The organism is Rhodococcus sp. NPDC019647 (genome assembly GCF_044389235.1).
Classification (GTDB): domain Bacteria; phylum Actinomycetota; class Actinomycetes; order Mycobacteriales; family Mycobacteriaceae; genus Rhodococcus_F; species Rhodococcus_F oxybenzonivorans.
In genome coordinates this window covers 309,192-329,103 of record NZ_JBIRXS010000005.1, presented here as the reverse complement: position 1 = coordinate 329,103, position 19,912 = coordinate 309,192, and the positions used below count along the sequence as shown (strand labels likewise).

Annotated in this window: 1 protein-coding gene (running past one end of the window); it reads right to left on the bottom strand. The window is 67.0% G+C overall.

Translation table 11 applies throughout. From position 1 onward, the window contains the following. On the bottom strand, positions 1 to 19,912 hold the 5' portion of the coding sequence (locus tag ACH49N_RS14035) for a non-ribosomal peptide synthase/polyketide synthase (protein ID WP_397504592.1). Its footprint begins 13,865 nt before the window's first position; the window shows 19,912 of its 33,777 coding nt (coding positions 1-19,912); the start codon lies at positions 19,910 to 19,912; the stop codon falls past the left edge of the window.

Sequence of the window (19,912 nt, the reverse complement as noted above, 5' to 3'; positions counted from 1 at the left end):
CCGCCGACACCGTACGCGTCTGGTCGGCGAACTCGGGAGCATCGAGGACCATCCAGGACACCGTGTCCGGCAGGTCGTCTCGATGACGATCGACCGTGAGACCCAGGACAGCACCCGAATCGGACAGCATCTCGTTGATGCGCTCGAACGGAAGCTTCGGGTCGACGGGCAGGTATGCGCCACCCGCCTTCGCGATCGACCAGATTCCCAGGATCGATTCCACGGAACGGGTGATGGCGAGCGCCACGTAGTTCTCCGGCCCCACTCCCCGATCGATCAGCACGCGCGCCAACCGGTCCGACTGCTCGTCGAGTTCGCGGTAGGTGAGCTCGCGGCCCTCGAAGGACAGCGCCACCGAATCCGGTGCGAGGTCCACGCCCGAACGCAGCAGCTCGGGCAGTGTCCGCGGTTCGAGTGACCGGGGACCGCGCACAGGTGCGATGGCAGCCTTCTCGGCCGCGTCGAGAATGTCGATGTCGCCGAGAATCACGTCCGGCTCGGTCGCCACCGCTCCGAGAATCCGGACGAACCGATCGGCGAACCTCTGCACCGTCCGCTCGTCGAACAGATCGGTCGCGTAGTTGAACGACGCGACGATGCCTGCCGCTCCCCCGTCGACGTAACGCTCACCCACACTGAGCTGGAGATCGAATTTCGCGACATCCAGCGGGGTCTCCAGGACCGAGACCTCGAGGCCGGGGAACTCGAGAGCCGAGCTACCGGTGTTGTTGAACGCCAGGGCAACCTGGAAGAGCGGTTGGTGGGCGGTGGAACGGGGGACGTTGAGCACGTCGACGAGCCGCTCGAACGGAATGTCTCCGTGTGCGAATGCCTCGAGGTCGGTCTCCCGAACCTGCGCCAGCAGCTCCAGGAACCGCAACTCCGGATTCACCGAACTACGCAGGACGAGGGTATTGACGAACATGCCGACCATCTCGTCGATCTCACGCACGCCGCGGCCAGCGACAGGCGTGCCGATGGCGAGATCGGTATTCGAGCTGAGCCGCTCGAGCAGTACGGCGAACGCGGCATGCACGACCATGAACATGCTCGCGTTGTGCCGGCGGGCGAGCGCCGCCAGTGCGCGATGCGTGTCCGGGTCGATGTCGAAGTCGAACGTCGCCCCGCGCAGCGACTGCACGGGCGGACGCGGGCGGTCGGTGGGAAGTTCGAGCGACTCGGGAAGGTCGGCAAGTGCGTGACGCCAGTAGTCGACCTGGCGCGACGCGATCGAATCCGGGTCGGATTCGTCGCCGAGCACCTCACGCTGCCACAGCGCGAAATCCGCGTACTGCACGGTCAGTGGTTCCCAGCCCGGTGCGTCACCGCCGGCGCGGGCCACATACGCCTGCATCATGTCCCGGAACAGTGGTGCCATCGAGGCGCCGTCCGCGGCAATGTGGTGGACGACGAGCACCAGAACGTGCTCGCCTCCACTCATCTGGAGGAGGCGGACCCGGAACGGCACCGAGAGACTGACGTCGAAACCTGTGTTCGCGAGCGCACGCGCTCGGCGATAGGCGTCGGCCTCGTCCGTGGTCGGCTCGACGGTCAACTGCTCCACGGCCTCGGCGGTCGGAAGTATCACCTGATACGGACCATCGGGCGACTCGGGGAACAGGGTGCGCAGCGACTCGTGACGCTCCACCACGTCGGTGAGAGCAGCACCCAGCGCATCGATGTCGAGGTTTCCCCGCAGACGCACCGCCATCGGCAGGTTGTACGCCGCCGACTCGGTGTCGAACTGGTTGATGAACCACATCCGAGACTGCGCCAGTGACAGAGGGATTCGTTCCGGCCGCGGCCCCGCGGTCAACGGCAGGCGCTCGCGGTCGGCGTCGGCCGAGTGCTCGGCAACGGCCGCAACGCCCTCGACCGTCGGGTTTTCGAAGACCGAGCGGACAGTCAATTCCGTGCCGAGAGCCTCTTCGAGACGCGCCACCACCCGGGTGGCACTGAGGGAGTTTCCACCGAGGTCGAAGAACGAATCGGTGGCGCCGGCCCGTTCGATACCGAGAACGTCGGCGAAGACGCCGGCCACGATCTCTTCGAGCGGAGTACGGGGAGCGACGTACTCGTGGTCGTCGGAGTCGAAGTGCGGTTCGGGCAGCCGCTTACGATCCACTTTGCCGTTGTTGTTCAGGGGCATGGATTCGAGGACTACGAGGACGTCGGGAACCATGTGCGCGGGAAGTGTCTTCGCGAGCGAGGACAAGACTTCCCGCGAATCGATATCCCCGGCAGCCGGCACGGCGTAGGCGACGAGCCGCTGTCCCTGCGGGGTGTCCCGGACGACGACGACTGTCTGAGACACGTCGGGGTGCGCCAGCAGAGCGAACTCGATCTCGCCGAGTTCGATGCGCAGGCCGCGGATCTTGACCTGGAAGTCGGTCCTGCCCAGGAAGTCGTAGTTCTTGTCGCTTCGGCGCCGCACCAGGTCGCCGGTGCGGTACATCCTGGTGCCGGGAGCGCCGAACGGGTCCGCGATGAACCGCGTGGAGGTGATCCTGAACATGTTGCCGTAGCCGCGGCCGACCGCGATACCACCGACATAGAGCTCACCCGTCATACCGTCGGGAACCCGGCGGAGCCGGCCGTCCAGAACATACAGCGCCACGTTGTCGAGCGCGGGGCCGATGGGAAGCCGCAATTGATCGGACACCGCATCTTCGGGTGTGATGACGTAGGACGTGACGATGTCGGACGCTTCGGTAGGCCCGTAGCTGTTGTGGCAGCGGACTCCTCGGTCGAGGAACTTCTTCAGCGGCGCAGCCTTGACCGCCTCACCGCCTAGCGCGATGGTGCGGACGCTACGAAGTTCCTCGTTCTGCTCGAGCTCTGCGACGATCTCGAAGGCGCCGGGCGCCATGTTGACCACCGTCAACTCGTTCTCGTCGATCTGACGGAGAATCGACTGGGGCTCGAAACCCTCGACCGCAAGGTGGATCGCTCCACCCGATGACAGCGTTCCCCACACCGTCTTCTGCGTCAGGTCGAATCCGGGTGCCGAGGAGACCAGGACGCCGTCGCCCTGCTCGAGCGCGAGTTGGCCGCGGAACCACACCATCATGTTGCAGAATCCGGCCATCGGCACCAGCGCGGGTTTGGGCCTACCGGTCGAACCGGATGTGGAGATGACGTAGGCCAGGCGAGCGCCGGATCCGTCCTCGGTCCAGTGATTGACCGGGTCGGAGTTCTCGTGTGCCGCCAACTCCGATGCCACGGTGGGATCGTCGAGTACGAGAACGTCGGCCTCGACGTCGTCGGCGCCTGCCCACGCCGTCGTGGCGACGACGGCACGAGCACCACAGTCGTGGAGCATGGCGCCGATACGTTCCGCAGGGTAGGCCGGATCGATCGGTGCGTAGGCGGCGCCCGCTTTCCACGTTGCCAGCATGCCGATGATCCACTCGATCGAGCGGGGAACCACCAGGGCAACCACGTCGTCGGGACGGACACCGCGGGACGCCAGCTCACGGGCCAGCTGATTGGCCCGGGCGTTCAATTCCCGGCGGGAGAGAGCGTGGCCGTTCCCCTTCAACGCAAGGGCGTCCGGATTTGCCCGGACCTGCTCCGACCAGCACTCCACGAGGTCGACGGGAAGCGCACCGGCGCGGCGATCCGACGCAGAAGTGGCTTCGGCGATCACCCCCGCGAGCATGCCGGCGAACTGATCCGCGAAACCTTCACCGGATGCTCCGTCGAGCAGACCCGGCAGCAAGGTCGACAAGGCCACCGTCACAGCAGCCTCCGGTCCGACACCGACGCTCGCAAGCGTACGCGCCAGCTCACCGGACTTCTCGTGCCATTGCCGGTAGGTCACATCGTTACCGTTGTGAGACAACGCAATACCGTGAGGATTGATCGATGCTGCCGCATCGAGCAACTCCGGCAACGGCCGCGTCGCGAGCTCTTCCGCGACACTGTGCGACCCCAGCGATTCCACCGCGTCGCTGGAAGTGCCACCGAGTTCGGCATGTTCTGCGGCCGACAGGATGTCGATGTCACCCACGATCACCGAACTGTGCGCCACGACCGCATCGAGGATCGCCAGGAACCGAGACCGGTAGCCCTCGATCGTCGCTTCGTCGAAGATGTCCGTCGCGTAGCTGAACATCGCCTTCGTCGGACCGTCCGCGTCGGCGCCCTGCTCGTCGACGGCGAGGGTGAGATCGAACTTTGCCAGGTTGGCATCGTTGTCGAGTGCCGTCACCGTCAGACCGGGCAGCTCGAGCTTGGCCGCTTCGTTGTTCTGGAAGGTCAGCGTCACCTGAACGAGCGGTGCGTAGGTGTTCGACCGCGCCGGGGCGAGTGCCTCGACGAGCCTTTCGAAGGGGATGTCGGTGTTTCCGAAAGCACCCAGATCCGTGTTGCGCACGCTGTCGAGCACATCGGCGAAGGTCGCCGACTGCGAGACCTCTGTCCGCAGCACCAGCGTGTTCACGAACATGCCGACCAGATCGTCCAGGGCGGCGTCGCCGCGGCCGGCGACGGGCGTACCGACCACGATGTCCTCGGTACCGCTCATTCGCGCCAGCAGTACGGCGAACGCCGCGTGTACCACCATGAACACGGAGGCCTGGTGCGCCTGCGCGACCTCCGCGAGGGCGGCTTTCAGGTCAGGACCGAACTCGAACTCGACTCGCGCGGACTGCGGAACCCGGTTGGGCGTGCGCTGGCGATCGAGAGGTAACTCGAGAAGCTCGGGCGCATCGGCGAGCGTGCTCACCCAGTAGTCCAGCTGCCGGGCAGCCGGCGACGCCGGATCTTCCTCCGAACCGAGCACCTCCCGCTGCCACAGGGCGAAGTCGGCGAACTGCACCGCGAGGGGCGCCCATGCCGGAGCGGAGCCCTCGACCCGCGCGCTGTACGCCGTGAACAGGTCACGCGCCAGTGGCGCGATCGAGCCGCCGTCCGCGGAAATGTGGTGGATGACGATGAGGAGAACGTGCTCGGTGGAGTCCGCCTCCCCCACCCGGAAGAGCGCTGCGCGGACCGGCACGGACTTGGTGACGTCGAACCCGGTGGTGGCGACGGTCAACAGACGATCGCGGAGTTCCGACTCGTCGGCGACGTGCGTCACCCCGAGGTTCAGATCCACCTCGGCGGCCGGCCGGATGACCTGGTGCGGCCCTTCAGGGGAACTCGGGAACTGGGTACGGAGAGATTCGTGGCGTTCGAGCACATCGGCGAGAGCGGACTGCAGCGCTGTGACGTCGAGAGCACCCGACAGGCGCAGTGCCATCGGGATGTTGTACGACGGGGAGGACGGATCGTAGCGGTTGGCGAACCACATCCGCTGTTGCGCGAGCGACAGCGGGATGCGGTCGGGACGCGGACGCGGTGCCAGAGCAGGGCGGGCGGCGATGCCGGTGCCACGCGCATCCACCCGCGACGCGAGAGCGCCGACGGTGGGAGCCTCGAAGAGTTCGCGGACACCGATGTCCGTATCGAGGGCAGTGTTGATCCGGGACACGACGCGGGTAGCGATGAGCGAGTTGCCGCCGAGTTCGAAGAAGGCGTCGTCGAGCCCCACACGCTCGACACCGAGAACCTCGGCGAACACAGCGGCCACCGTCTGCTCGATGTGTGACTGCGGAGCGCGGTATTCGCGTGTGACGGCGAACGTTTCGGGAACCGGCAACGCCCGCCGATCGAGCTTGCCCACAGGGGTCAGGGGCACGGATTCGAGAGCGATGACAGTGGCCGGAACCATGAACGACGGCAGGAACTCACCCGCGAAGTCCATCAGTTCTGCCTGGTCCACAGTTCGTCCCGCCGCGGGCAGCACGTAGGACACCAGGGCGGCGTCGCCGGAAGAGGTGGTCAACGCAGACGTGGTGACGAAATCGACCGACTCGTGTCGCGCGAGGACGGCATCGATTTCACCCAGTTCGATCCGGAAGCCGCGAACCTTCACCTGTTGGTCCGACCTTCCGACGTAGTCGGCCGTCAGAACACCGCGTTCGTCCCGCTTCCATCGGACGATGTCGCCGGTGCGGTACATCCGGTCGCCGGGTGCGCCGTAGGGGTTGGCGACGAAACGTTCGGCGGTCAGCGGCGTACGCCGGTGGTATCCGCGAGCCAGCCCGAGCCCCGACAGATAGAGCTCACCTGCGATACCCACCGGAACAGGACGCAGACGATCATCGAGCACGAGGGCACTGGTTCCCCGGATCGGGCCACCGATCGTGACCGGGCCGTCAGCGGACATCGGGTCGCTGATGTTGGTCATGATCGTGGTCTCGGTGGGTCCGTAGCCGTTGAACAGTGAACGCCCGGGGGCCCAGCGCGCGGCGAGTTCTGCCGGGACCGCTTCGCCGCCGGCCACCACGAACTGGAAGTCGTCGAGACCCGCCGGGTCGACGGACGCGAGGGCGGAGGGCGTGACGAAACCGTGCGTGATCCGGTTCTCGCGCAGGAACTTCGCGAGCTCGGGACCGCCGTACACGTCCGTGGGGGCGATCACCATAGTGGCACCGGCGCCGACCGCGAGCAGCAGTTCGAGCACCGACGCGTCGAAGCTCGGCGAGGCGAAATGCAAGGTCCGCGACGCGGTGGTCACCTGGTAACGCTCACGCTGTTCGGCAGCGAAGTTCGCCAGACCGCGGTGGCTGACGACGACACCCTTGGGCTGCCCGGTGGTGCCGGACGTGTAGATGACGTACGCGCTGTTCGCCGGTGTCACCGACGAACGACGGTCCGCGTCGGTGACCGGAGCCGCCGAGTACTGCGCCCAAGCGACGTCGGCGTCGTCACCGTCGAGGAGTAGCCAGTCGACGCCGGCCGGCAGCCGGTCGAGCTCAGATGCGACGGAAAGCCCCAGCGTCACACCGGAATCGGTGACCATGTGGGCGATACGCTCGTCTGGGTACTTCGGGTCGATCGGCACGTAGGCGCCGCCACTCTTGGCAACGGCCCAGATGCCCACCACGGAAGCGATCGAGCGGGTAATGCCCAGGGCGACGAACGACTCGGCGCCCACCCCTCGCTCGATCAGTGCCCGCGCGATGCGGTTCGAGCGTGCGTCGAGTTCCCGGTAGGTGATCGATTCGCTGCCCGCGACGACGGCGACACCGTCCGGGTCGGCGGCAACGGCACCCGCGAGCAACTCCACGAGCGTCTGCGGCGCCGCTCCCTCGACGCCTCGGACCGGAGCCAGCTCAGCGGCCTCCCGCGGATCGAGGATGGGGATGTCTCCCACGGCAATGTCTGTGTCGGTCGCGACGGACTCGAGGATTCGCAGGAAGCGATCCACGAAGCCGTGAACCGTACTCGAGTCGAAAATTTCCGTCGCATACCCGAGCGACCCGGTGATGCCGGTGGCCACTCCCGCGTCGGACCACTGCTCCTGCAGGTCGACGGTGAGGTCGAATTTGCTGAACTCGACGTCGACCGCACCGGGAACGGCTTCCAGTCCCTCGAACTCGAGCGACGGAATTCCGTTGACCTGATGCGTCAGAACCACCTGGAACAACGGCGTGTAGGCGGTGGACCGGGTCGGCTTCAGGGCGTCGACCAGCTGCTCGAACGGAACGTCCTGGTGGCTGAAAGCTGCAAGATCCTGCTCCCGAACGTGTTCGAGGAGAGCCGTGAACGACGCACCGGGCTCGACCTGCGTGCGCAACACCAGCGTGTTGACGAACATGCCGACGAGGTTGTCGAGCGCCTCCTCGCCGCGGCCGGCAATCGCCGCGCCGATGGCAATGTCGGTACCCGCACTCACGCGCGCCAGCAGCACGGACAGCGCCGCATGCAACACCATGAACGAGGAGACATTGTGCTCGCGCGCAAGATCACTCAGCCGGCGGTGCAGGTCGGCATCGATGGTGAAATCGACGGCGGCACCCGTCATCGACCGCACTGCCGGCCTGGGCCGATCGGTCGGCAATTCGAGAACGTCGGGCAGACCCGCCAGAGTCTTCGCCCAGAAGTCGATCTGCTGCGCCGCAAGCGAGTGCGGGTCGTCTTCGGATCCGAGCAGAGCGCGCTGCCAGATCGCGTAGTCGGCGTACTGGATCGGGAGTTCGGGCCACTGCGGCTCCCCTCCCGACACACGCGCGGCGTAGGCCGCCATCACGTCGCGTGCCAACGGCAGTGTCGACGCGCCGTCGGAGGCGATGTGGTGCATCACCACGACCAGAACGTGATCGTCCGCGGCGATGCGGAACAGGCGAGCGCGGATCGGGAGCGTGTCCGTGACGTCGAACCCCTGCGAGCCGAACTCGAACAGGCGAGCCGTCAGATCCGACTCGGCGACCTCGACCGGATCGAGACCCAGGTCGACGTCCGATGCGGGAAGAATGACCTGGTGTGCGCCGGCATCGGAGTCGGGGAACACGGTTCGCAGGACTTCGTGACGCGCCACGACGTCGGACAGAGCCGACGCCATCGCGGTGACGTCGAGATTACCGCGGAACCGGACCGTCAAGGGCACGTTGTATGCGGGCGAGGTCGGGTCGAAGCGGTTGAGGAACCACATGCGCTGCTGCGCCAGCGACAACGGAAGCTGCTCGGGCCGCTGCTGCGCGACCAAGGCGGGTCGGGGCGCCCGATCACCGTCCTGCCGCTCGATGAAGTCGGCGAGTTCGGCGACAGTGGGGACTTCGAAGAGATCTCGCATGCCGACGGTGGCGCCTGTCGCCGCCGACAGACGGGACGCGACGCGTGTGGCGCTCAGCGAATTACCGCCGAGATCGAAGAACGACGCGTCGACGCTCACGCGGTCGACACCGATCACGTCACCGAAGACCGCGGCGACGACCTCCTCCAGCGGTGTGCGGGGTGCGACGAACTCGGCATTATCGGTGGCGAATTCCGGTTCGGGAAGCGCCTTGCGGTCGATCTTGCCGCTCGCGTTGAGCGGCATCTCGTCCACGACGACGAGCGCATCGGGAACCATGTGCGACGGCAGAACCGCACGCAGACGCGAGGTCACGTCGTGAGCCGTCACGGAGGCACCCGCTGCGGCGGTGACATAGCCGACGAGTCGCTGCAGTCCGTGACGCTCGGAGACCACGACGATCGACTGCTTGATGTCGTCCATCGCCGTCAGAGCCGACTCGATCTCGCCGAGTTCGACCCGGAGGCCACGAATCTTGATCTGGAAGTCACTGCGCCCGAGGAAGATCAACTCTCCGTCGGCGCGCTCGCGCACGAGGTCGCCGGTGCGGTACAGGCGCGAGCCCGCATCCCCGCGGGGATTCGCGACGAAGCGCGAGGCGGTGACATCGGCCATTCCGCCGTAACCGCGCCCGACCACGACACCGCCGATGTACAGCTCGCCGGTCACGCCGGCCGGGACGGGACGCAGACGCTTGTCCAAGACGTAGTACTCGGCACCGGGCAGCGGCGACCCGATGGGGATCGGGGTTTCCTCGGCGTCCGGAGCCGTCAGGTCGAGCTCGTAGGACGCGGTGACATCCGACGCTTCCGTCGGGCCGTAGGAGTTGACGAGGCGGACGCCTCGTCCGACCAGCTTGGCGTACGCGGCCGGTCGAATCTGCTCACCGCCGAGGACCACGCAGTCGAGCGACGCCATCGTGTCGTCTGCGTCGAGTTCGGCCAGCAATTCGAAGGCGCTGGGCGCCATGTTCACGATGCGGACGTCCGCCATAGCGAGGTGCCGCAGAATGTCGGCGGGGTCGAAGCCCTCGGCCGCCAGATGGACGACGCCGCCGGACATCAACGGAACCCACACGTTCTTCTGCGTCAGGTCGAACAACGGCGAGCTCGCCACGAGAACACCGGTGCCCTCGGCGATGCGCATCTCGTCGCGGTACCAGCGGTAGGTGTTCAGCACACCCGCCATCGGCACCATCGTCGGCTTCGGCCGTCCCGTCGAACCCGATGTCGAGATGACGTAGGCGAGACGTGCTCCCGCCTCGTCGCCCACCCACGGGTCGAACGCGAGATCGCTTCCGTCGCGGGAGTCCAGTGCTCGAACGGTGTCCGGGTCGTCGAGGACCACGGCCGTGTCGAGGACGCGATCGCCCAGCGGCTTCCGTGCGAGTTCGCGCCACGACGACGTCGTGATCGCCGCGCGAGCTCCGCTGGTGTCGATGAGACCCGCGATGCGTTCGAGAGGCCATGCCTGGTCGAGTGGTGAGTAGGCGGCACCGACCTTCCACACCGCGAGCATGCCGACGACCCAGTCGAGTGAACGAGGCAGGATCAGGGCGACGACGTCGTCGTCGCCGATACCCCGCTCGGCGAGCTCGCGGGCCACCTGGTTGGCGCGCCTGTTCAGCTCGGCGCGCGTGGTCGATACTCCCCCGGCGACCACCACGATCGCCTCGGGGTCGCGTTCGACGCTGTCCTGCCACGCCGCGAGGGGGGACTCCAGCCGGGCCGTCGCCGCGTCCGCCGGGGCCGGCTCCACGACGGCAGGTGCGGCCGCGAACTTCTCGAGGTCCGCGTCGCCGACAAGCCGGTACGCGTCGGCGATCACCTTGTCCAGGATCGCTCCGAAACCGTCCTGCCCGTCCTCCGACGGCGGAGCCATCATGATGGTCGGAACCAGACCGGACAGAACGACGGACACGATCGCGTCCGGAGCCATTCCCCGCTCAGCCAACGGCGCAGACATCAACCGGAGGCGTTCATCGAACTCCCGGTACGTCACCTGCATGCCGTCGTGTGCGACGGCTACGGCGTCGGGCGCGACGTCCACCGCGGCTGCCAGCAGCTGCGGTAGTTCGCGGACCGTCATCGTGCGGGCAGGTCGTGCTTGGCTCAACTTTGCTCTCTCGTGTTCGGTGAGAATGTCGATATCGCCTACGGCGACGAGTGGGTTCTCGACGACGGCCTCGAGGATCCGCACGAACCGCTGCGTGATGCGCTCCACACTCTCCCGTTCGAAGAGGTCGGTGGCGAAAGTGAAGCGGCCGCCGAGGCCGGACGGCCGGCCCTCGTCATCAGCCTTCTCGGACATGGTCAGGGTGAGGTCGTATTTGGCGCCCTCGGCCATGTCCTCGATGACCCGTACGGTGAGTCCGGGCAGTTCGAGCGATTCCAGGCGGTTGTTCTGGAACGCCAACATCACCTGGAAGAGCGGCGAATACGAGGCGGACCGGCGAATCTGCAGCGCTTCCACCAGTTTCTCGAACGGCACGTCGGAATGCCCGAACGCCGCGAGGTCGTTGTCGCGGATCCGTTCGATCAGCGCTGCGAACGAGTCACCCGCGTCGACCCGGGCCCGCAAGACGAGCGTGTTGACGAACATGCCCACCAGATCGTCGAGCATCTGGTCGGTTCGCGCCGCATGGGGCGTGCCGACCGTGATGTCGTCGCTGTTACTCAATCGTGCCAGCAAGGTGGTCAACGCCGCGTGGGTCACCATGAACAGTGACGCTCCGTGGTCTCTGCCGAGCTTCTCGAGCCCGCTGCGCAGTTCGGGCGAGATCACGAAGTCGACGGAATCACCGATCATCGACTGACGGGCAGGCCGCGCGTGATCGCGAGGGAGGTCGATCAGCTCCGGTACCCCGGCCAGTGCGTTCTCCCAATAGGAGATCTGCTCGGCCGCGAGGGACGTGCTGTCGGAGGGATCGCCGAGCACCTCGCGCTGCCACAGGGCGAAGTCGGCGTACTGCACCGGCAACGGCTGCCAGAGCGGAGCCGCACCCGCTGTCCGGGCGCTGTAGGCGACCATCACGTCCCGCGCCAACGGAGCCAACGAGGCACCGTCTGCGCAGATGTGGTGGATCACCAGCACGAGGAGGAACTCCGTGTCGCCGGTCGCGAACAGGCGGATACGCAGCGGCGGGGCCGCCGTGACGTCGAACCCTTCGGTGGCGAATGCGGTGAGTACCGAGTGAAGCTCGGACTCGCGCACCGGCACGGGCGTCAGATCGACCGGCACCTGGTCTACGTCGACGACCTGCTGGTACGGCCCGTCGGCGGAGTCGGGGAACACCGTCCGCAGTGACTCGTGCCGCGCGAGGACATCCGACACGGCGCTCGACATCGCCTCGATGTCGAGGCTGCCGGACAACCGGACCGCAAGCGGGATGTTGTACGCCGACGACGTCGTGTCGTACCGGTTCATCAGCCACATGCTCTGCTGGGCCATCGACATCGGAACCCGCTCGGGACGCGGCCGTGCGACCAGCGCCGGCCGGTCGGACCCCGAACCCGCGCCGTCGGTCACCAAGACAGCCAGGCGCTCGACCGTCGGCGCCTCGAAGAGCTCGCGCACACCCAGTCGTGTTCCCGCTGCCGCGTTCACTCGCGCGACCGCCTTGGTGGCGAGGAGTGAGTTACCGCCGAGGTCGAAGAACGACTCGGCCACACTGATTTTCGACAGTCCGAGTACCTCGGCGAAAACCCCGGCGACCAATTCTTCTGCCGCCGTTCGGGGTTCGACGACCTCACCCTGCAGCGCGTCGAAATCGGGCTCGGGCAGTGCCCGGCGGTCGAGCTTGCCCGCGGTGGTGAGCGGAATCTCGTCGAGCACCAGAACAGCACTGGGCACCATGTGTGCAGGCAGCGTGCCGGAGACGAATCGGGTGACCTCGGCGGCGTCCACCGTGCTCCCGGCCGACGGCAGCACATAGGACACGAGCGCTGTCGCGCCCGAGGGCATCGTGCGGCCCACCGTGGTCGCGAACTCGAGAGCGGGATGCTGAACCAGGGCAGCGTCGATCTCACCGAGTTCGATCCGGAATCCGCGGACCTTCACCTGGAAGTCACTGCGGCCCACGTACTCGACGCCGTACCCGGCGCGATGTTCGGAGTCGACGACGAACCGGACCACATCACCGGTTCGGTACATCCGAGAGCCGTTCCTGCCGAACGGGTTCGCGACGAAGCGCTCGGCCGTGAGGCCGAAGCGGTCGTGGTAGCCGCGAGCGAGTCCAGGTCCGGCGATGTACAGCTCGCCGTCCACACCGACCGGCACGGGACGCAGCTGCCCGTCGAGGACGTACACGGTGACGCCGCAGACCGGCCCGCCGATCTCGATCCGCTTGCCGGGCTCGAGCACGTTACTGACGTTGCTCATCACGGTGGCCTCGGTCGGACCGTAACCGTTGTACATCCGGCGGCCGGGAGCCCAGCGCTCCACCAGTTCCGGGGGGCAGGCCTCTCCGCCCACCACCACGACACCGAGTCGGTCCAACCCCGACGGTTCGACCGACGCCAATGCTGCCGGCGTGACGAACGCGTGCGTCACCTCGTGTTCAGCCAGGAAGCTGCGGAGTTCTTCACCACCGTACAAGTCTGCCGGCGCCACCACCATCGTGGCCCCGCAGCCGAAGGCGAGCAGGAGTTCGAGGACGGACGCGTCGAAACTCGGAGACGCGAAGTGCAGCGTGCGTGCTGCCGGAGTGACCCCGTAATGGGTGCGCTGTTCGGCGGAGAAGTTGGCCAGCCCTGCATGGGTCACGGTGACACCCTTGGGCAGACCGGTGGTGCCGGAGGTGTAGATCATGTAGGCAACATGGAGGGCCCGCAGCGGCGCGGTACGCTCCGAATCTGCCAGCGGTGCCGAAGATTCCCGCGAGCAGAGTGCATCGCCCTCGGCGGAGTCGAGGACCAGCCAGTCGAGGTTCTGGGGAAGTCCCTCACGCTGCGCCTCGACGGTCAGGCCCAGCATCGATCCGGAGTCGGCGATCATGTGCTCGACCCGCTCAGCCGGATAGCGCGGATCGACGGGCACGAACGCTGCCCCCGTCTTCGCGACCGCCCAGGTGGCGACCACGGAGTGCAGAGAACGCGTCATACCCAGCGCCACAGCAGTTTCCGGACCGACACCGCGCCCGATCAGGACGCGCGCGAGCCGGTTCGACCGCTCGTCGAGTTCGGCGTACGTCAGCGTCGCGCCGTCGGCGATGACTGCGAGGTGCTCGGGATCGAGTGCCACCGACGCGGACAGGATGTCGGGCAACAGAAGCTGTTCGGCGTCCTCGGTGCCGGACACCGCGAGGAGCGACGCACGTTCGGTGCCCTCGAGGATGTCGATGCGGGCGACCGGTGTGTCGACGTCGCCGGACACCGCCTCGAGAACACGGACCACCCGTGCCATGATCTGCCGCACCTGGGCGGATTCGAAGATCTCGGGCAGGAACTTCGCGGTCAGATGAAGGCGCGGGTCCGTCATCGCGACGATGGCGAGCGGGTAGTGGGTGGCGTCGTTGGACGTCACGTCGAGAACGCGGAGCCCTTCGATGTCACTGCTCTGCGTGAGTGCCTCACGGTCGAGTGGGTAGGACTCGTAGACCATCAACGTGTCGAACAGCGCGCTCAGACCCAGGCCCTGCTGAATATCGGTCAGTCCGATGTGGTGGTGGTCGAGGAGCTCGGTCTGCTCGTGCTGGATCCGGTCGAGCAGGGTTCGAACGGAGTCGCCGGGGCGCACCCGCACCCGCACGGGAAGGGTGTTGATGAAGAGGCCCAGCATCGATTCGATTCCGGGAACCTGCGGCGGGCGGCCGGAAACGGTGGTGCCGAACAGCACGTCGTCCCGTCCGGTCAGCCTACCCAGCACGATGCCCCAGGCCGCCTGGACCAGGGTGTTCATGGTGACGCCGAGCTCACGCGAGCGTTCGGTCATCGCCGCGAGCACCTCGTCGGGCAGGTCCACGACGAGTTCGTCCGGGGTGAGCGTCGCAGCCGTGTCCTCGTGCGCCGGCGCGAGAAGGGTGGGTTCTTCGACGCCGGCCAGTGCCTGTGCCCACGCGGCCACGGACTGCTGCGGATCCTGGGTGGCGAGCCACTCGAGGTAGTTCCGGTACGGGCGCGGCTGTGGCAGCGCCAGAGCCTCACCGTCCACCGCGTACAGGGTCAGCAGGTCCTGGATGAGGACCGGCAACGACCAGCCGTCGAGCAGGATGTGATGGTTGGTGACGGCGAAGCGGTACCGATCCGGCGCGGTCTCCACCAGCAGGAAACGCACGAGAGGCGGCGCCGTCATGTCGAACCGGTCCGTCCGGTTCGCGAGCATCAGCGCGTCGACTCGAGCTTCGCGGTCTGCCTCCAGCAGCGATCGCAGATCGACGTGCGTCCACGGGACGTCCACATGGTCGACGACGACCTGCATACCGGTGCCGTCCTCGTCCAGGACGAAGGCGGTGCGCAGGTTGGGGTGCCGCGCGACGAGGGCTTCCGCGGCCCGGCGCAGGCGATCGACGTCGACCGTTCCACCGAGGTCCATGACGAGCTGGGTGGTGTAGACGTCGGTGGTGCTACTCGCCAACGCGGCGTGGAACAGCAGGCCCACCTGCAGCGGGGCGAGTGACCACACGTCGGCGAGCGCAGGATAGCTGCTCTCGAGCGCATCGATCCGGGGCTGGTCCAGTGGTACGAGATCGAGATCGGAGGGAGTCCGTCCGCCGGCGTCCGGCCGCCGAGCGTGCTCGACGAGAGCCTCGAGCGCACGTTTCCACAGCCCGGTGAACTCCTCCACCTCGGCGGTGGTGAGCACACCCTGCGGAAAATCGACTGTGGCGGAAAGACGTTGCTCCCCTTCGACATCGACGATCATCGCATTGATGTCGAGCGCGAAGTGCACCGGCATCTCGCTGTTGCGGGTGCCGGTGAGTTCCATGGTGTCGGTGTCGGGCATCCAGCCCGCCGCACGCAGGGCCGCTGGGATGTCGCCCACCGACACGCGACCGAGGTAGTTGAAGCTGATCTGCGGGCTGGGCAGATCGGCGAGTACCGACCTCGTCTCGGCGTTCAGGTAGCGCAGCAGGCCGAAGCCGATACCGTGCTCGGGCACCTGCGCCAACTGCTCCTTGACGGTCTTGAGCGCCGTGCCCGCAGCCTTCCCACCGGCGAGCGCCTCCCCCAGATCGTCCACTGGCGCCGCCAGCCGAACGGGATACATGCTGGTGAACCAGCCCACTGTCCGGGACAAATCTGCTCCCGGCAGGACCGTTTCTTCACGGCCGTGACCCTCGAGGTGCACCAGAGTCGACGACTCGGAGATTCCGCGCTCCGCACGCCACGCAGCAACCGCCAAGGCAAGCGCCGTGAGCAGCCCGTCGTTGACACCACCGTGGAACGCACGCGGCACGTGGGTCAGCAGACCGTCGGTGACGTCGGCGGAGACCTCGAGCCGAACCCGACCGGTGGTGGAGACCACGTCGCGGCCGTCGAGAGCCCGCGAGCCGATCAACGGATCGGAGCCGTCGAGCGTGTTGCGCCAGAAGCCCAGTTCCGCAACTCGCCGTGCACTTTTGGCGTTGTCGGACAGTCCGTGCGCCCAGCGGCGCACAGACGTGCCCACCGCCGGAAGCAGCGGATCGGCCCCTGCCGAAATCTGCGACCACGCGGCCGCGAAGTCGGGCACCAGCACCCGCCACGACACACCGTCCACCGCGAGGTGATGGATGACGACGAGCAGCCGACCGGACTGCGGCTCCGTGCCCTCGCCCTCGCCTTCGGCGCTCGCGGCTTCGATCCCCTCGGGGGCGTCGCCGCCCGCTGCGAACTCCGCGGGCACGAACCAGACGAACCGCACCACGCGGCCTGCGGTGGGGTCCAGGGTGTCGACGGTTCGTTCGAGGGCGTGTGCCGCCAGCGCCTCGAACGAGTCGCTGCCCGGCCCCTCCGTGAACTCGACCCGGTCGACGAGCTCGTCGACGTCGACCGAGCCGATCGGCGAGATCTGCAGCGTCCAGACATCCGCAGCGTCGTTGCGCCGCAACACGGAACGAAGAGCGTCGTGGCGATCGACGACCGCCGACAGGGTGCGAAGCAGCCTCTGCCTCTCGACCTTCGGCGGGAGCGTGAGGAGAATGGACTGGGAGAAGCTGTGGAAGTCGCCGCCCAGTTCCGTCATCCAGTGCACCACCGGGGTCAGCGGCATCGTGCCGATACCGGCACCCGGCAGTTCCTCGAGAACGTGGACCGTTGCGGAATCGGAGGCCGAGGTGGCCACCTCGGCGAGAGAGGCCACGGTCTTGCGCTCGAAGACGTCGCGGGCCGTGAAGAGGACGCCGGCTTCCTTGGCCCGGGACACCAGCTGAATCGAGACGATGCTGTCGCCGCCGAGCGCGAAGAACGAGTCGCCGACGCTGACGCGCGGAACGCCCAGAACCTCGGCGAAGAGGCCTGCGATCGACTCCTCCATGGCGCTGCGGGGAGCGATGTATTCACTGGCTTCCGCCGCGAAGACAGGTTCGGGCAATGCCTTGCGGTCGAGTTTTCCACTCGCCCCGACCGGCATCTCGGCGATCACCATGACGGAATCGGGAACCATGTAGGACGGAACGGCGCGGCCGACGTGGTCGATCAGCGCTGCGACATCCACGTCCGAGCCGGATTCGGGGACGACATAGCCGACCAGCCGCTGCCCCAGGGAGCTGTCGTGCACCACCGCAACCGATTGCGCGACATGGGGATACGAGGACATAGCGGCCTCGATCTCGCCCAGCTCGATCCGCAGGCCCCGAACCTTGACCTGGAAGTCCGTGCGGCCGAGGTACTCGATACTGCCGTCCACCCGCCACCTGACCAGGTCGCCGGTACGGTACAGCCGGGACCCGGAAACCCCGAAGGGGTTGGCTACGAAGCGTTCTGCCGTGAGGTCGGGCCTGCCCTCGTATCCGCGAGCGGTTTGCGCCCCCGCCAAATACAGCTCTCCTGCGGACCCGACGGGCGTGGGTCGCAGGTGACCGTCGAGCACGTACGCCTCGGTATTCCACACGGGAGTTCCGATGGATACCGTGTGGACGGCCTCGCGGTCGACTTCTCCTGCGGTGGCGTGCACGGTGAATTCGGTGGGGCCGTACAAGTTGTGCAGCGCCGCGTCGGATCGTGCCCGGAACGCAGCCGCCACTGACGGCGGAAAAGCCTCTCCCGCAACGAGAACCAGCCGAAGAGAGGCCAGTTGGTTCCGGCCGGCCTCGGAGGTGAACACCGAGAGCATCGACGGAACGAACGAGGTGGCCGTGACCTTCTCGCGGGCGATCAGATCGGCGAGGTATGCCGGATCGCGGTGCCCCTCGGGCGCCGCGATCACGACGCGTGAGCCCGAGACGAGTGGTGCGAACAGCTCCCACACCGAGACGTCGAAGGTCGTGGGGGTTTTCTGCAGCACGACATCGTTCGCGTCGAGGTGGTAGCGCTCCGCGATCCAGGCGACCTGATTCAGCACGGACCCGTGGCCGACCGCCACGCCCTTCGGACGTCCGGTGGACCCGGAGGTGTAGATGACGTAGGCGGGATTGGCGGGCCGAAGGTCCGCCAGTCGCTCGGCATCACGGATCGGGCCGGCGTCGATGCTCTCGAGGTCGAGTGCGTCGATCTCGACCACGTCGTGGCCGGGCGGAAGTGTCAACCGGTCCCGGGTCACCGTCAGGATGCACTGCGGTCGGGCGCTGTCGAGGACGTAGGCGGTGCGCTCGGCTGGATGATCGGGGTCGAGCGGGACGTAGGCAGCACCCGCCTTGACCACCGCGTACATCGCCACCATCGAGTCGAGGGAGCGGCGGATCGCGAGGGCGACCTTCGTCTCCGGTCCCACACCACGCCCGATCAGCACCCGGGCCAGACGGTTGACGCGCGCGTCGAACTCGCGATACGTCCACTCCTGCCCCTCGAACACCAGCGCCGTCGCGTCGGGGGTTCGGGCGACCTGGGCGTCGAACAGGTCGACGATCGTTCCGGCCGGCGGTGTGACGACCTCGCCGTTCCAGCCCGACACCACCTGCTCACGTTCCTCGGAACTCATCGGGGCCAGATCCGACACGGGCGCGTCGTCGCCGGCCCCGAGGAACCGCTCGAAGAAGTCGAAGAATCGGCTGTGGTGCCGGTTCAACTCGTCCGCGGAATACAGATTGGGGTTGGCTTCGAAGTCGATGTGGATCTTGTGGCCCGCGACGCCCTGGTAGATGTTCAGGGAAAGATCTTCGACCGGGCCCGTCGTGAGCACATTCTGATGTCCGGTGACGGTGCCCAGCTTGATCTCGCTGTGGAACATCATGATGTTGATGGACGGGCCGAAGAAACCGCGCTGTCCCTGGGGCGCGCCGGCGTCGCGGCGGATGTCCTCGTGCCGATAACGCTGACGGCGCAGAGCGCCCGTCAGCTCGATCTGCACACTCTTGACCAGCTCCGGAACCGTCATCTCCGGAGTGATCTGAAGGCGGAGCGGCACGATGTTCGACACCATTCCGCCGGAGCGGCGCAGCGTGGCGGTGGTGCGTGCCGAGACGGGGAGGCTGAGCACGACGTCCGTGCGGTCGGTCATGTGGGCGAGGTAGGCGGCGAATGCGGCCACCACGACGGGAGCGGAACTTGCGTTCGTCCCGTCCAGTGCCTCGTCCAGCAAGGTCGCGGTCGATTCGGGCAGTGCCTCGGAGGAGAGCCGCGCGAACTTGCCCACCTTCGCGGCGCGACCGGCGAGGCTGGGCGCTTCCGGCAGGTGCGCGGTGCGTTCGGCCCAGTATTCCCTGTCTTTCGCGAACCGTTCGGAGCTGCGGTAACGCTGCTCGTCTTCGACGATCCGGACGAGGTCTTCCGCGCGCGGTGCAGGCGGCTCCGTGGACTCGACCAGCGCCGTGTAGATCTCTGCGATCCGGGCGATGAGCGCCATCGCCCCGAACCCGTCGAGCGCGATGTGGTGAATGCGGCAGAACCAGAAGTAGTGATTCTCACCGACGTGCAGAAGGTAGACCACGACCAGACGGTCTTCGAGAAGGTCGACGGGAGCGCTGTAATTGGCGCGCATCCACTTCTGGGCAGCGTCGACGGAGTCGTCCTCGCCGCGGAGGTCGACGTACGTGATGGCGTCATCCAGCGTCTTGTCGACGTACTGGTGCGGCACACCGTCGATCTCGACGAGGCGGAGGAAGCCCGAGCCGAATTCCCGGCCGGAACGGATGGTGGCTTCGGTCAGAAGGTCGAGGTCGATGTCTCCGCGGAGTTCGATGTACTGAGCGATGGTGAGAGGAATGTCGCCCAT